Genomic DNA, 15,747 nt, shown 5'->3' with positions numbered 1-15,747 from the left:
CTCAATTATCTAAAGCTTAAAATAACTTCTCTTGCGGTGGTTTTGCACCTTTCAAACGAATATAAACAGTTGTTTGTCCACGATGATGAGTTTGGTGTTCAAAACACTTATTAATAATCGTTGCTTTTGCCATTTCTCCTCTAAAAAACGGTACTTTAACACTCATTTCTTCAGGTTTGATAGCCTTAATTGCTTCAATTACAAAATCATAGCCATCCATTACCATTTTTACAGTAGCAGCTTTCGACTTGTCAGCTGATTTCTCGGCAGCACCTCTTTCGATTGGGCTTTTGATACCACTCGCCGCTGATGCAAAACCAAAATTCGCATCAGTTAGGTGAAGCATTTGCTCAGCAAACGACCGCATTTCTGGCGATGGTTTAAACGAATAACCATCTTCTGGCATAGCATCGAGATACTCTTTAGTATATTCTTTTGCACGTTGCCAATCAGTAAGCATTTGTTCTTTATCTTGTGCAAAACTTAGATTTGACAAGCCAATAAGAGCAAAAAACAAGAATAAAAATGTTCTTTTCATAATTAATGAGGAAGTTTATATGTTGAAATTAAATAACATAAACTTGTTTTCAGTAGTTCATCCCCTACTCCAACGGATGCTCCAAAAGCAATTTTGAAACATTATAAATATCCTTCTGATTGGCTACCGAAGCACGCACAATTTTCACTTTTTCGGGCGAAATGGCCGATGCTTTATTGCCAAACGAGTTTCTAACGTAAGTCAAAACTGCCGCTACTTCTTTGTCGTTGAGCAAACCTTCAAACGGTGTCATTGGTACTTGTCCAGGGTAAGTTTTGCCGTTGACATCAATCTGTCCCATTAAGCCTTTCAATACGATTTTGATAGCTCGGTCTTCATTACCCGTTACCCATTTTGTGCCTGCCAATGGTGGAAATCCCGAAGCAGTCAAACCCTTTCCATCGGCTTGATGGCACGTTCCGCAGTAGCCTTCTTTGGCATAAATCTTCTTGCCCATTGTAAACAGTTCAAGTTCTTTATCTTTCAAAGCAGATTTTTCGGCAATTTCTTTAGCTTTCTTCACGGGCATTCCACTCAAGTGAGCAACAGCAGTTTCGTGAGCATGAATCATCCATTCGTCCATTGGTTTCTTTTTGGCTTCCGCTAAAATTGGTAAGCCTTTTTCTTTACCAATCCACGAAGCCGCCACGATGGCATCTAATCGCACTCGACTGTTTTCGTCTCGCACTGCCTGCATCAATAAAGCCGCTTGGTCAGGCACTTGATGCCCCACAAAACGTAAAACCTCAACCGCAGCCGCTCGTGCATGATAATCTTTAGCTTTGAGCATTTGGCGAAGCAGCTTTTGGTCAACTTTGTTCAAACCCCAAGTTACCCACAAGGCCTCCAATACATGATGCTCGTAACGAGGGTCATTTTTATCAAGACTTGCAACCCATTTTGTGATTTTTGGTAAAACTTCGGCAGCATTTCTTCCTCGCAATTCTCGACGTGTGCGATAACGAGTACGGTATTCTGGCAGCTTCAAATTATCAAGCAAAGCTTCTATACTTGCACCATCAATCTTTGCTGGTGTTAGCAATGGACGTGATGGATACGTAACACGATATACACGCCCATGTACGTGGTCACGCAATGGGTCACGGGCGTTGTGCTGCATGTGTCCGATTAGAATATTGTGCCAGTCAATGACATAAAGCGAGCCATCGGGAGCAATTTCCATATCAACTGGGCGGAAATTTCGGTCTTCACTCACTATTAAATCTTGGCGATGTTTGGTTTTGTAGCCAGTGCCATCGTCCGAAACTGAATGTTGTTTTGTACCCAAAAAGCCGATGGTATTATTGATGAGCATATCACCTTGCACTTCATCGGGGAAGTGGCGACTCCACAAAAACTCAAGCCCAGAAGTTGGGCGAACCATGTGGTCTTTTTCTATGAGTTGAATACCTTTATGCGTAGCTTCACCATAACGTGGAAGTACAGTTCCGGGCATCATCCAACGTACATCAGGACTTGAAGTTTCGGCAAAAAATGGTTGTCCCCAATCATCGAAGGCAATTCCCCAAGGATTTGGAATAGATAATTGAGCGGTGCGTTCGAGTTTGTGTAATTGCGGTGAATAACGATAAAAACCACCATTGGTGGCACGCACAGTTCCATAAGGCGTTTCGACATTTGTGTGTAAGAAAACACCTTCACCGCCATAGATTGCACCCGATGGGTCGGCACAGAATGCACTGTTATTGTGGTGCGTATCGTGGTCGTCGAAGCCGCTAAGTAAGATTTCTTCTTTATCAGCTTTGTCGTCTCCATTGGTATCGGTAAAAAGTTTAAGGTTTGTTCCTTGCGAAACATACACGCCTTCGGGAGCAATTTCAAAGCCCAACGGCAAATGCAAACCTTCAACAAAAATCGTTTGCTTATCGGCCTTACCATCGTTATTGGTATCTTCCAAAATCAAAATTTTATCGTTTGGTTTGGCATCACCAGGTTTATAATGCGGGTAACTTGGCATCGTGGCTACCCACAAACGCCCTTTATTATCAAATGACATTTGCACTGGATTTGCCAAATCATTGAATTCTTTTTCGGAGGCAAAAAGCTCAATTTTATAACCCGCTGGCACTTTCAGTTTATTGAGGGCATCTTGTCCGTAGAGGTATTCAAGACTACCATTTTTTTCTGGATTAAAGTTTGTCTTTACTGGCGGAAGCGTTCGGGTGTTTTTATCAGCAGCTGCTACATCCATTTTTTCGCCTTTTGAGGCTGCCAACCAAATGGCATTATCACGAATATCGGTCATTTGTCGAATCTTCTCTATTTCGGCAGGATAATTATCTGGCCCAAAAGGATTATATCTACGACCATACGCATGAACACCATTCGGAATTTTGTAATCATTGTGCCACATCCAGTTTTTTTCCATCACGGCATCATAAATTAACTGACGGCGTTCTTCGGCTTTTGCTGGTGTTTTACCAAAAATTTTATCGGTGAGTAGCACGCCCAATTTTTTATACCCAGCCGCATTAAGTTGAGAACCGTCAATCGTCAAAGGTTCGGTCGTGCTGGCATACCATGCTTTTGAAGGAGTAAAAGCATCGACAAAAAGCACTTTATTCGCTGCCGAAACTTCACGCATGGCGTTGGTATAAAGTAGAAGATTCTCGTTTTCTTTTACGCCATTCGGCAAATCATATTTGCTGGTCAAATCTTCAAAAGCAATGGGTGAAACAATGGCCAACTGTGGAGCATTTGCTCCGTTATATTTTTGGCTCAATGTATATTTAATAAAAGCATCTAATTCGGCTTTGAAATTGGCCAAACCTGCTTTGCCTTGAAACGATTCGCTATAACCAAAGAATGCAATAATTACATCGGTTTTTAGGCGAGTAAGCCATTGGTCGGGATACTCAAAATGCCCTTCACTTTCTGAGTTTTTGGCATATTCGGTCTGGAATTTATCCGCTCCCGGAAAAGCCCAAGGCAGATTTCGACTGGCATGCGGACGAAAACCTGGGGTATCGCCACCATCGCACATATTTCTGATAATCAATGAGTTGTCGGGGTAACGTACGTGCATTTCGGTCTCGAAATGGTCATAATTCATCATCCGTGAACCAAGATTTCCACCAATGAGCGATATATGGCTTCCCTTTTCGACTTTAATAATATCAAGCGGAGCAGGAAGAAACGAACTGACCAGAAAAACCGTCAGTACGAATATTGTGAGTAATATTTTGATTTTCATTTTGGTTGTTTTTTTACCACTAAGGGACTAAGGAACACTAAGATTCACTAAGTTAATTCTCTGTGAACCTTAGTCCCTTAGTGGTTGATAAAAAATCATTTCACCATGCCACGATATGGCACATTAATATCTATTTTACCTTTCCAATTTTTTGGCACTTTTTTGCCCAGTTCCCAATGAATGGCATTGATAATGAGGCGTTGGAAAGACTCTACTTGAAAGTCTTCGGGGTGTCCCATTGTAGTTGTAAAGACCTTTGCACCAAACGAATTTGTACCTGTCCACGCAACTGGATTTTCGATGGCAGCTTTATCAGGATTCACGGCTTTTCCCATTAATAACCACTCCGAACCTTTGGTTGGGTAATCGGGCAAAACTCGATACAACCACGAACGTACATGGAAATTTGGTGCAACGCCCGTCAGAATCGGGTGTTTTTTGGCCGCTTCAATGACCGAAACATCTGTGCTACTCTCGTGTCCGTAGTGCGTGTGGGCAGCTTTTCCACCCCAACCTGGAGGGGCATTCAAAGCAAATTCGCCAAAGGCATTCCAACGTTCGGAAGCATCACCTTTCGGAAAATTGAAGGCGTGAGTCGTTGTTCGGAAACCCATTACTGGCTTTCCTGATTTGAGGTATTTTTCAATGTGTTCGAGTTGGTCGGGCGGAAGTTGTCGCCAACGAAGGTAGAAAACTGCCAAATCCGCTTCTTGCAAAGCCTCCAGACCTGGGATGTCTTTTTCGGCGTTTTGGTTGGGGTAAGACTTCAAAACCTTGGTTCGGAAACCGTAGTTTTTTTCGAGTTCGGCGGCGATTAATGGAAGTGTGAATTCACCACTATATTCGTGGTCGCCAGTTACAAAGACTACCAATGGCTGTTTTTTAGCTTGTGCCGTTGCCTGATGCACAAACGCACCCAGCAGCACAAAACTCAGTAATAAAAAAGTTTTACGCATTATAGTTTTATAGATTGAAGGTTGAGTTAAGTAGGTGGCTAACAGTCGATTAACGGCAGCTTTTCAGTCACCAAACTTTTATTCATAAAAATAAGTATTAATTCTATTAAATTCCATTTAGTCGAAAGAATATTATTAAGAAAATTTAAGAAAGCCTATAAAGCATTATTTATCAGCAGAATAACATAATTTTTGCTTTTAATTTACTCAAGCACAATACAAAACCCCATCAATTACGTTAGGATAAACGTACTGATAATTTTATGATGAAAAATTGCTTCGTTTTTGCCTTTTGTGCTTTCATTTTGCTCTCACTTCAAGCTTGTTCACAGTCGCCCGAACAAATCAGTGGCGAAGCCCAGCTTCAACAATCGGTGTTAGATTATGTAAATCAATACCGCAGAGGCCGAGGTTTAGCACCACTCAAAATGATGCCACTCATCACAGCGGAGGCATTAAAACACAGCAAAAACATGGCCGATGGCCGAGTAGATTTCGGACACGATGGTTTTGATGGTCGAGCCGATAGATTAATGAGCCAAATTGAACAATCAAATGCCATTGCAGAGAATGTAGCTTACGGAAAATTTTCGGCACAAGAAGTAGTAAATCGTTGGATACAAAGTGCAGGACACCGAAAGAATATCGAAGGAAAATTCAACTTAACAGGCGTTGGAATCATAAAAAGAAATGATGGGTATATCTATTTTACGCAGATATTTTTGAATAAATAAAATACTGATTAGATGGCTACGTTTGGAATGATTTTTGCTATTTCTTAGAGAACAACTAATAAATAATCCATGCGTATATTCACTACACTTTTGCTATTGACGTGTTCTATTTTTGCTTTCGGGAACGATAATACATTCACTATCAGTGCTATTGGTCCAACAACTATTTGTAGTAGCGATTCGGTAAATATTGTTGCTACGGGCTGCACAGGCAATATCATTTGGAATAACGGCAACACCTATAATCCTTCGGCTATTCATGCGGTTCAAGGTGGTAACTATTTTGCTACTTGTATGCCAACTGGTGAAGTTTCAAACACTATTACGGTAACGATACTTCCACCAACTGCCCCGATAATCACTCAGAATGCCAATACTCTAATTGCAAGCGGCTGTGATGGAGCTGTCATTTGGAATAATGGAGCAGAAGGCACAAGCATTACCGTAACGGCTGATGGCTCGTATAATGCTTATTGTCAAGGCTCGCCGTGCAGGAGTGCTATTTCTAATACTATTCAAGTAAATGTTTTACCCATCCCTATAATCTCCACCGACAAAACTTCATTATGCAGCGGAGAAAGAGCAGTCTTAACTGCAACAAATTGCCCAGGATTAATCAATTGGAGCAATGGCTTTACGGGTAGCAGTATTTCGGTAGATACCGCAGGAGAATATTACGCCTTTTGTACGAAAGATGATAACCGTAGTCTTAATTCTGATACTTTAGTAATCTCCGCTATCAATACCAATCCTCCTGTCATTTCAGCATTAAATGGCGAATTTTGTCTAAATCCAACTGTTACATTGATTTCAAGTGCTTGTGTAGATGGTACACTTTTATGGAGCAATGGCAGTACAGGAACATCTCTTGTGGTTTCAACAACAGGAACTTATTCGGTTCAATGCCAAAATTCCTGCGGAACGAGTCCACCATCAAACATCATTACTATTTCACAAAGTGGGGCCACTCCTACAACGCCTCTTGTGTCTTCCAATCAAAATACAATTTGTAATAGCTCTTCTACTACGCTAACAGCTTCGCTTTGCAATGGTACAGTTTTATGGAATACTGGAGCAACTACATCTATCATAACAGTCACACAAACAGGAACTTACTCAGCTATTTGTCAAACATCGTGCGGAAATAGCAATCCTTCGAATACATGGACTATTCAGCAAGGATACCCGCCAGCCGCACCAGTTATTTCCTCAAATAAAATTCTTTTGTGCGATGGCGAATCGGCAACATTATCGGCAACGGGCTGCTCAGGCCAAGTAGTTTGGTCAACAGGTTCAACTACTACGTCTATTCAATTATTTACATCAGGTACTTATACTGTTATTTGTAAAAACCAATGTGGGGAAAGTGGACCTTCAAATGCAATTATTTTGCGACGTGGTATTTCACCAACTATTCCAACTGCAATCACTGATAAGACATCTATTTGTAATGGAGAAACAGCAACTCTAGTTGCAATTGGGTGTAATGGTGTAGTAATTTGGAACAACGGAATGACTTCCACATCCGTACAGATTTCGCAATCAGGTACTTATACCGTTACTTGTAATACTATATGTGGTGTTTCGGCTGTCTCTAATAGTGTTGTTATTAAAGCTATAAACAACTCACAAACTCCAACCATCACAAGTACAAAAACTGCTCTTTGTGGTACTGATAATGCTATACTCACGGCAACTGGTTGTTCGGAAATAGTTCTGTGGAATAATGGTTCAACTGGAACAACTATTACCGTTCTGAAAGAAGGTTCATACACAGCAAAATGTCAGACATCTTGTGGTTTTAGTGGAGACAGCAATTCCATAAAAATTGTTCAACTTAATAATCAATGTACGCCAATAACCGTACGAAAATTAAGGTAGTACCTCCAAAAACCGCCTCAAACTCGGATTAGGATTTTGTGGATTCCACAGGGCAGTAATTTCGGCTTTTTGTGGAATATCTTGAAGTTCAATAAATTTAACAGCAGCATTGGTTACTCGCTCAAATGAAATCGGAATGAGCGAAATACCCAGATTATTCTCGACTAATTTTAGTGTAGTATAACCGTGAACTGTTTCGTGGGAAATTTGTGGCGTAAAACCCGCATCTTCACAAATACTCCATTGAAGGTTATGGTAAATTTCGCCATCGGTTTTGGTGGGAAGAATAAACTTTTCGTTGGCAACTTGTGCGATGGATTGAAAATTCGTTGCATCAAGCCAATGATTTTTGGGCAAAACCAACGCAAAGTTTTCTTGAAAAACAATTCGTTGCAGGAAACGTTTATTGGGCGGTGGATTGCGTAGAAAAGTAATGTCCAACTCGCCTTTCTGAACCGCCAAAAGTTGCAAAGCCGAAGTCATTTCCGATAAATAAGTATGAATTTCGGGGTATTTATCGTGTAATTTTCCGAGTAAATCAGGCAAAAAAGTATGAATACACGAGCCTACATAACCAATTTTCAATTCACCTTTTTGCCCCAGTTCTATTTGCTTAATCTCGTTTTTAGATTTCTCTAAATGTTCAAACAACTTCGTTATTTCTAACTTGAAATATTCTCCTGCCACCGAAAGTTTTACATTTCGTTTGTTACGTTCAAACAGACAAACACCCAATTCTGCCTCCAAATCTTGAATCTGCTTTGTCAGTGCAGGTTGAACAATAAATAGCTTATCAGCTGCACGCTTGAAGTGCAGTTCTTCGGCAAGCATCAGAAAATAACGAAGTTGTCGGAGTTCCATTTTTTATCCGTTCAGTTTTAAAACCTTACTTGTCCACGCTCTTACTTCATCACACAAAGCTGGATTTTCAATCAGCGGACGACCATACGACGGAATCATTTGTCTGACTTTCTGTTGCCATTCGTCCGACTGCATTTGTATTGGGAAACACTTCTTTATCACATTGAGCATAATCGAAACCGATGTAGATGCTCCAGGCGAAGCCCCCAACAAAGCAGCCAAAGAGCCATCGGCAGCACTGACTACTTCTGTTCCGAACTCCAAAACACCACCATGTTCATCATCTTTTTTGATTACCTGCACACGTTGCCCAGCAATTTCCAATTCCCAATCTTCCATTTTGGCGGTTGGCATAAAATTTCTGAGAGCCTCCAACTTTGCCTCTTCAGATTGCATGACTTCATGAATCAGGTATTTTGTAAGCGGAATATTATCTAAACCTGCCGAAATCATCGGAATCAGATTCGACCATTTGATTGAAGTCGGCAAATCGAAATAAGAGCCATTTTTTAAGAATTTCGTAGAAAAACCTGCATACGGGCCAAAAAGCAAAGCTTTTTCGCCATCAATCATGCGAGAATCAAGGTGTGGAACCGACATCGGTGGAGCTCCAACCGAAGCCTTTCCATACACTTTTGCATGATGAGCATTGATGACTTCGGGGTTAATACATTTCAACCATTGCCCGCTCACTGGGAAACCGCCAAAACCTTTACCTTCGGGAATATCAGCCTTTTCGAGCAAATGCAATGAGCCTCCACCCGCCCCGATAAACACAAATTTGGCTTTTACCTCGGTTTCTTCACCATTATCTAAGTTCTTTACCTCAATCGTCCATTTTTTCTCATCATCTTCTCGCTCAATATCTTCTACTTCGTGGTGCAAATGAATATTCACGCCATTTAAACCATCTAAATAGTCGAGCAAAGCACGAGTTAAAGCTCCGAAATTAACATCAGTTCCGATATCCATTTTTGTAGCCGCCACGTGCTGATTGGGGTCACGCTCTTTCATCACAATCGGCATCCATTTTTTCAGCTGGTCATGACTTTCCGAATATTGCATACCTTTAAATGGATGATATTTTGTAAGTGCCGCATGACGTTTTCGGAGATAAGTGACATTTTCTTCGCCCCAAACAAAACTCATGTGAGGAATACTACGAATAAAACTTTCGGGCGATTGAACGATATTTCTCTCGACCAAAAAAGCCCAAAACTGACGAGAAGTCTCAAAGGCTTCATCAATCGTAATGGCTTTTTTGCAATCAATCGAACCATCTTCGAGTTCGGGGGTATAATTTAATTCACAAAGTGCCGAATGCCCCGTTCCTGCATTATTCCACGCATCTGAGCTTTCGCCCGCTACAAAATCCAGTCGCTCAAAGACCTCAATAGTGAGGTCAGGTTGAAACTCTTTGAGCATGATTCCGAGCGTAGCACTCATGATTCCTGCCCCAATAAGCACCACATCGGGCTTTTTATTGATAGTCTTTGCTATTCTTGTCATTAATTACGTTTGCTGTTGTTGGTTGTGTAAAGCTAAATACTTTCATTAAAATTCTATGCCAGCGGGTGAGATTAAAATGTTTTGCTCGGTTTTAACACAATCAAAAAAGAAGTTCGACTCCTTCAGAGTCGTGACTTAATACTATTTTCTTCCCTTTCCCTGAATTGCATTCAGGGCTATTCATGTTTGACCAGTATGTGGTCATGTATATTTTATATTAATCACTTTTATTGATTAATTAACTACAAAAATACTATTTTTTATTATTAAATAGAAGCTCGAATTTTGTCAAAAAATCAGCCTTAACCATGCTAACGACAACCATCGACAAAAGCACATATTTCATTGACCAAGATTGGCTCGATATTGATACTTTACAGCAAATCTCGACACATACGCACGACCTCGAACTTTCGGAAGCAGCACGCCACCGAATCAATCATTGTCGAGATTTCCTTGACCAAAAACTTATCAACAGTGATTGCCTTTTCTATGGTATCAATACAGGCTTTGGATTTTTACAAAATGTGGCGATTGATAAAACTCAAATTGCCCAACTGCAATATAATTTATTGCAATCTCACGCTTGCGGCATGGGCGATGAAGTACCGAAAGAAATTGTCAAATGGATGCTTTTCTTGAAATTCCAGTCGCTTGCCTACGGGCATTCGGGTGTGCAAGAGCAAACTGTTCAGCGATTAATAGATTTTTATAATTACGATATTACGCCTGTTATTTATGCACAAGGGTCGCTCGGAGCTTCGGGCGACCTATCTCCGCTTTCACATTTGGCATTACCGCTCATTGGTTTAGGAGAAGTAAATTTTAAAGGCAAAAAAAGAGCCACAAAAGAAGTTTTAGACCAATTTGGTTGGCAACCTATTGAGCTGCAAAGTAAAGAAGGAATTGCGTTGATAAATGGTACTCAATTTATGGCCGCTTATGGGATTCATGGTCTGTTGAAAGCTCAAAAACTCCTCAAAATAGCTGATTTAATTTCGGCAATTTCGATTGATGCGTTTGATGCTTCACTACAACCTTTTCACCCAAAAATTCATTCGATTCGTCCGCACAAGGGACAAGTAGAAACCGCCGAAACTATTTGTAAGTATCTGACTAACAGCCAAATAATCAACCAAACAAAAACGCAAGTTCAAGACCCTTATTCGTTTCGTTGTATTCCGCAAGTACACGGTGCAAGCAAAGATTCGATTGATTTTGTGAGTAAAACTTTCTTGCAAGAAATCAATGCCGTGACCGATAACCCTAATATTTTCCCCGATGAAGATTTGATTCTTTCGGGCGGAAACTTTCATGGTCAACCATTGGCAATCGCCTTTGATTTGATGAGCATGGCAATAGCCGAAATCGGAAGTATTTCTGAGCGACGTACTTATCAATTGCTTTCGGGACAACGTGGTTTACCTTTGTTTTTGGTTAAAAATTCGGGTCTAAATTCGGGCTTGATGATTCCGCAATATACCGCCGCAGGAATCGTGAGCGAAAACAAACAACTCTGCACACCTGCTTGTGTTGACTCGATAGTTTCATCAAACGGACAAGAAGACCACGTGAGCATGGGGGCAAACGCCGCCACCAAGAGTTTACGAGTGCTAAATAATGTAGAACGAATTTTGGCGATAGAATTACTGACTGCTACGCAGGCATTGGCATTCAGAAGACCGCTCAAAAGCTCACCCATTATTGAACAAGTTTATGAGGATTTCCGCAAAAAAGTCCCATTCAACGAAGCCGACCGAGTGCTGCAAAATGATATGAAATTGGCGGTAGAGTTTTTGAATATGATGACTGTTTAGTGATTACTCCACAAACTGCTGAGTTAATTTCTCCTCCTTTTTCAAGGAGGAGTACCTTAAAAAATCATTTTTCTTGATTTTTTAAGGGGAGGTGGCGACCGTCGCACGGTTAAACAAGGGTAGTAAAATTGAAATAAAAGCCTGTTCTACGCCGAAAAACCCCTCCGTCCGACTATCGTCAGGACACCTCCCCTTGAAAAAAGGGGAGGAAATTATAAAACGTGAATAAAAATAATAATTATGAAAACCATAGAAAGCACTTACGATTTCGCAAAATATAAAACCCCAACAGGCAACAAACTTTCTTGCAAAGGTTGGGTGCAAGAAGCAGCACTCAGGATGCTTCTGAATAATCTCGACCCCGAAGTGGCCGAACGTCCCGAAGACTTAATTGTCTATGGCGGACGTGGAAAAGCTGCCCGAAATATCGAATCTTTAGATTTGATTATCAAGGCTTTACAGAATTTAGAAGAAGATGAAACTTTACTCATTCAGTCAGGAAAACCTGTCGGGATTTTACCGACTCATAAAGATGCTCCGAGGGTATTGATTTCCAATTCTCAACTCGTTCCGAAGTGGGCAACGTGGGAGCATTTCAGCGAACTCGAACAAAAAGGCTTAATGATGTACGGACAAATGACTGCTGGCTCATGGATTTACATTGGTTCACAAGGTATCGTACAAGGCACTTACGAAACTTTTTCGGCGATTGCTCGCAAACATTTCAATAATACCCTAAAAAATACGCTTTCAATAACCGCAGGTTTGGGTGGGATGGGCGGAGCTCAACCATTGGCTGTAACGATGAACGATGGTGTGTGTTTGGTAGCCGAAGTGGAAGAATGGAGAATTCAAAAACGAATCGAAACTCGCTATCTGGATATTTATTTTAATGATATTGATGAAGCCATTGACCGTGCCATTGAAGCAAAAATCAACGGTGAAGCCTTGTCTATCGGCGTAAAATGCAATATCATTCATTTGCTCCAAAGATGTATTGAGCGAAATATCACGCCCGATATTCTGACCGACCAAACTTCTGCCCACGACCCAATTATTGGGTATTTTCCGCATGAGATTTCGCAAGAACAAGCCAACATTTTGCGTGAAACAAATCCCGAACAATACCTCGAAATGGCGAATCGTTCGATGCGATTACACGTAGAATTAATGCTCGAATTGCAGCAAAAAGGAGCTATTACCTTCGATTATGGCAATAATTTACGTGGAAGAGCTTACGAACAAGGACTAAAAAATGCTTTCGATTTCCCTGGATTTGTGCCTGCTTATATTCGTCCACTATTCTGCGAAGGAAAAGGACCTTTTCGTTGGGCAGCACTTTCGGGCGACCCCGAAGATATAAAAGTAACCGATGAATTGATTCTTTCTCTTTTCCCCGAAAACGAATCTTTGAAACGCTGGATGACAATGGCCCAAGAACGCATCGCTTTTCAAGGGCTACCTGCCCGCATTTGTTGGCTGGGACAAGGCGAAAGAGAAAAAGCAGGTTTAGCATTTAATGAATTAGTACGAACTGGTAAAGTCAAAGCCCCAATCGTCATCGGTCGTGACCATCTCGACACTGGCTCGGTAGCTTCGCCAAACCGAGAAACAGAAGCCATGCTTGATGGCTCTGATGCCGTTGCCGACTGGCCTGTTTTGAACGCCTTGATAAATACTGCGGGCGGGGCAAGTTGGGTTTCGTTGCATCATGGTGGCGGCGTGGGCATGGGTTATTCAATTCATGCTGGAATGGTAATCGTGGCCGATGGCACGGAAGATGCCGCCAAACGACTAAAAAGAGTTTTGCACAACGACCCCGCAATGGGCGTGATTCGCCATGCCGATGCAGGCTATGATATTGCCAAAGATGTGGCTCGTCAACATCGTATTAAAAGAGTTCTGAATTCTGAGATTTGAGTTGTTGTGCGATTCTAAATGTTCAGAAAATAATTTGTATCAACAACTTTTTAACTCAGAATTCAGAACTCTAAACTCAGAACTCAATAATATGATCATTATCAACATCAAACAACTCATCGGAGTTAGAGAAAACCCTCAATTGCTAAGAGGTGTAGCAATGGCAGATTTGCCACTGCTCGAAAACGCTTTTTTAAGAATTAAGGGCGAAAAGATTTTAGATTATGGTTTGATGCAAGCCTTAGATTTGAGCAATGAAACCGATGAAATTTATGATGCAAAAGGAGCATTCGTGATGCCTACTTGGTGCGATTCGCACACACATATTGTGTATGCAGGAAGCCGAGAAAATGAATTTATTGATAAAATAAAAGGACTGAGTTATGCCGAAATTGCACAAAAAGGTGGAGGAATTTTGAATTCAGCCAAGCGAATTGCCGAAACTTCGGAAGATGAACTTTTTGAGCAAGCATGGCAGCGTTTGGAAGCTGTAAAACAAACAGGTACGGGAGCAATCGAAATTAAAAGTGGTTACGGTCTAAGCATTGAAGGTGAATTAAAAATGCTCCGAGTGATAGAACGGCTCAAAAAAACTTCAAATTTGCTCATAAAATCAACTTTTTTGGCGGCTCATACTTATCCAGAGGCTTTCAAGCATAATCATCAGGGCTATATTCGACAAATAATTGATGAAATGTTGCCAGCCGTAGCCACCGAAAAACTGGCCGATTATATTGATGTTTTTTGCGAAGCGGGCTTCTTTTCGGTGGCAGAAACGGAACAGATTTTAGAGGCAGGCTATAAATACGGACTAAAATCCAAAATTCACGCAAATCAGTTAAATCGTTCGGGTGGCGTGCAAGTTGGCGTAAAACACCAAGCCATTTCGGTTGACCATTTGGAAACAATGGGCGATGAAGAAATTGCTTGTCTGAGCAATTCAAACACCATAGGCACACTCTTACCCTCAGCGGCTTTTTTCTTGCGAATGCAATATCCACCCGCTCGACAAATGCTTGATGCCAATGTTGCATTGGCACTGGCAAGCGATTTTAATCCAGGCTCATCGCCCAGCGGAAATATGCCATTATTGATTGCTTTGAGTTGTATTCAGATGAAAATGTTACCCGAAGAAGCCATCAATTCCGCAACACTGAATGGGGCTTATGCTATGGAAGTTTCCGAGCAAGTCGGGAGTATCACAATAGGAAAATTGGCCAACTTGATTTTCACCAAACCCATACCATCATTAGCTTATTTTCCTTATTCATTTGGAGAAAATTTGATTGATAAAGTGATGATTCGGGGAAAGTTTTAGCAAATTATGCCAAACCTAAAAACATATCAACAAAACGATTTAAACTCAATCATTAAAACCCGAATGGGTGAAACAAAATTGGGCGAAAAAATCAACCTCAATTGGCAAGCCGACGAAGTAAAGTTTGTGCTTCTCGGCATTGCCGAAGATATTGGCGTACAAGTAAATCGAGGAATTGGTGGCACGCATACAGCTTGGGAAAGTTTCTTGAATGCCTTTCTGAATATTCAAAGTACAAAAATGCTTTCGGGTACTGAAATCGGCATTTATGGCTGTCTTTCTTTTGATGATTTAAAAGTCAATTCAAAAAGCGTTGAAATAATTGATAATGAAGTAGTTAAGGCAATTTCTGAGATAGTAAATTTGGGTAAAACACTAATCATAATTGGCGGTGGACACAACAATGCTTATCCGATAATTAAGGGTGTGAGTATGGCAAAAAAACGAGCCATCAACGCCATCAATTTAGACGCTCATTCTGATTTTAGGATACAAGAAGGCCGACATAGTGGCAATGGTTTTCGGTATGCTTTTGTAGAGGAATTTTTGCAAAAATATGCCATTATCGGGTTGCACGAAAATTATAATTCACAAGCAATTATTAATGAAATTTCGCAGAATCCTGCAATTCAGTTTTCGTTTTGGGAGGATATTTTTTTGAGAGAAAAAATGACTTTCAAAGAAGCAATTCTGCAAGCAGTTGATTTTACAAAAAACACCCCAACGGGCATAGAACTCGACCTTGATTGTGTAGAAAATGTACTTTCAAGTGCCATGACTCCCTGCGGAATCTCACCCACACAAACCCGACAATATATTTATCAAACCGCTACTTTAACTGATATTGCTTATTTACATATTTGTGAAGGTGCAACGCAATTAGCTACTGGTCAGGCTTCTACTTTAACAGGAAAATTAATTAGTTATTTGGTAAGCGATTTTATGAAGGCCTTCAACCACAAAGGCACGGATTACACAGATTAGCATGGAGCATGTTCT

Annotated in this window: 11 protein-coding genes; 6 read left to right on the top strand and 5 right to left on the bottom strand. The window is 40.9% G+C overall.

Annotated features, from left to right (window positions below; translation table 11 throughout):
* Positions 1-16 precede the first annotated feature (16 nt).
* The 3 genes from IEX65_RS09375 to IEX65_RS09365 all read right to left on the bottom strand — a co-directional run bounded on the left by IEX65_RS09375 (position 17) and on the right by IEX65_RS09365 (position 4,708).
* Positions 17-538, bottom strand: a complete 522-nt coding sequence (locus tag IEX65_RS09375; RefSeq protein WP_188765785.1) for a DinB family protein — start codon at positions 536-538, stop codon at positions 17-19.
* 64 nt (positions 539-602) lie between these two features.
* Positions 603-3,752, bottom strand: a complete 3,150-nt coding sequence (locus IEX65_RS09370) for a PVC-type heme-binding CxxCH protein (protein WP_188765784.1) — start codon at positions 3,750-3,752, stop codon at positions 603-605.
* Between the two features lie 95 nt (positions 3,753-3,847).
* Positions 3,848-4,708 carry a ThuA domain-containing protein gene (locus IEX65_RS09365; protein WP_188765783.1) on the bottom strand — a complete coding sequence of 287 codons (861 nt, stop codon included), beginning with the start codon at positions 4,706-4,708 and terminating at the stop codon, positions 3,848-3,850.
* A 266-nt stretch (positions 4,709-4,974) separates the two neighbouring features.
* Between IEX65_RS09365 and IEX65_RS09360 the strand changes: the two genes are divergently transcribed.
* Both IEX65_RS09360 and IEX65_RS09355 read left to right on the top strand, forming a co-directional pair.
* The gene (locus tag IEX65_RS09360) at positions 4,975-5,442 is read left to right on the top strand and encodes a CAP domain-containing protein (RefSeq protein WP_229250591.1); all 468 of its coding nucleotides are present in this window, start codon (positions 4,975-4,977) and stop codon (positions 5,440-5,442) included.
* Positions 5,443-5,511: 69 nt separating this feature from the next.
* Entirely contained in the window at positions 5,512-7,323 is a 1,812-nt protein-coding gene (locus IEX65_RS09355; RefSeq protein ID WP_188765781.1) for a hypothetical protein, read from the top strand.
* Here the strand turns inward: IEX65_RS09355 and IEX65_RS09350 are convergent.
* Positions 7,315-8,184, bottom strand: coding sequence for a LysR substrate-binding domain-containing protein (locus IEX65_RS09350; protein WP_188765780.1), 870 nt, complete (start codon positions 8,182-8,184; stop codon positions 7,315-7,317). The two genes, IEX65_RS09355 and IEX65_RS09350, sit on opposite strands and share 9 nt — an antisense overlap.
* Positions 8,185-8,187: 3 nt before the next feature.
* Complete coding sequence (locus tag IEX65_RS09345; protein WP_188765779.1) at positions 8,188-9,693, bottom strand: malate:quinone oxidoreductase; 1,506 nt, start codon at positions 9,691-9,693, stop codon at positions 8,188-8,190.
* A gap of 308 nt (positions 9,694-10,001) precedes the next feature.
* On the opposite strand from IEX65_RS09345, the gene hutH reads away from it, so the two are divergent.
* The 4 genes from hutH to IEX65_RS09325 all read left to right on the top strand — a co-directional run bounded on the left by hutH (position 10,002) and on the right by IEX65_RS09325 (position 15,732).
* Entirely contained in the window at positions 10,002-11,510 is a 1,509-nt protein-coding gene (gene hutH, locus IEX65_RS09340) for a histidine ammonia-lyase (RefSeq protein WP_188765778.1), read from the top strand.
* A 240-nt stretch (positions 11,511-11,750) separates the two neighbouring features.
* Entirely contained in the window at positions 11,751-13,430 is a 1,680-nt protein-coding gene (hutU, locus tag IEX65_RS09335) for a urocanate hydratase (protein ID WP_188765777.1), read from the top strand.
* Positions 13,431-13,521: 91 nt separating this feature from the next.
* Positions 13,522-14,748 (top strand): imidazolonepropionase, encoded by a 1,227-nt coding sequence (gene hutI / locus IEX65_RS09330; protein ID WP_188765776.1) that lies wholly within the window; start codon positions 13,522-13,524, stop codon positions 14,746-14,748.
* A 6-nt stretch (positions 14,749-14,754) separates the two neighbouring features.
* Complete coding sequence (locus IEX65_RS09325; RefSeq protein WP_188765775.1) at positions 14,755-15,732, top strand: formimidoylglutamase; 978 nt, start codon at positions 14,755-14,757, stop codon at positions 15,730-15,732.
* Positions 15,733-15,747: the final 15 nt, after the last annotated feature.

This window comes from Emticicia aquatilis (assembly GCF_014644295.1).
GTDB lineage: Bacteria > Bacteroidota > Bacteroidia > Cytophagales > Spirosomataceae > Emticicia > Emticicia aquatilis.
The sequence above is the reverse complement of the archived record's forward strand: the minus strand, read 5'-3'. Positions and strand labels throughout refer to the sequence as shown.